The sequence below is a fragment of the Streptomyces cellostaticus genome (genome assembly GCF_001513965.1).
Taxonomy (GTDB): Bacteria; Actinomycetota; Actinomycetes; order Streptomycetales; family Streptomycetaceae; genus Streptomyces; species Streptomyces cellostaticus.
Map to the genome: position 1 here is coordinate 1 of NZ_KQ948140.1, position 722 is coordinate 722.

Below are 722 nucleotides of genomic sequence, written 5' to 3' on the forward strand. Positions count from 1 at the left end.
ACCCTGTCGTACCGCGGCGATCCGTCTGGCGCGTACTTCCGCAGGCGTGCGCGGCCGAAACCCTGGACCACCACAGCCGCACGAATGAAAGGTCAGTCCCGCCTTCAGCACGACACCGAGGGCCTTCCAACCGGCGGCGTCTCGGCGGCGTGGAACAGCGAGATCGTGCCCGGCATCAATCATGACGGCACCGCAACGCGGGCAAGGCTGCTCACGCTCGTCCGGCCAGTCGCGTTTGAACGATGACCGGCACGCAAGACACACGAAGTGGCGCTTGTAGTAGGCCATCCCATAGCGGCACATGTGGGCAGGGTACGAGTCGGTGCCTGCTGGTACCACCGCTTTGTAAGTTCGATCCGAACCCGCTCCGGAGGCCGTCGTCGACGGGTACGACGGCCGGACAGGGGTGCTGGTGTACACCTTCGTCCGGCGTCGTTGATGTCAGCCGTGGATGTCAGAAGCCTTCTGATCCGTAGCTAAGAATGGATCGGTCATCCAGAGTCATTGAGCTTCTTCGAGGTGGCCACCGATCGGGTGACAGTCTGTGAGCCGCAACGAGCGAGGCCCCTGGGCTGTTGATCGAGATGTCTGACGTCTCAATCACGTTGCTCGGGGGCCTCGTTGGTCATCCATCCTGCCGCACTCGACCTGCCGCATGCGCTCGTCGAGTGGGTCACCATGCTGATTGTCACCCGTGAGGGCGACCGGCGCTGCAAGCTCCA

1 protein-coding gene and 1 pseudogene are annotated in these 722 nt (G+C 63.3%); both read left to right on the plus strand.

From position 1 onward, the window contains the following. A partial coding sequence (locus AQI88_RS47325) for a hypothetical protein (RefSeq protein WP_208616113.1) occupies window positions 1–246 on the plus strand: 246 nt, incomplete at its 5' end. Between the two features lie 375 nt (window positions 247–621). Then, a pseudogene (locus AQI88_RS45690) lies at window positions 622–722 on the plus strand (IS5/IS1182 family transposase); the annotation flags it as partial.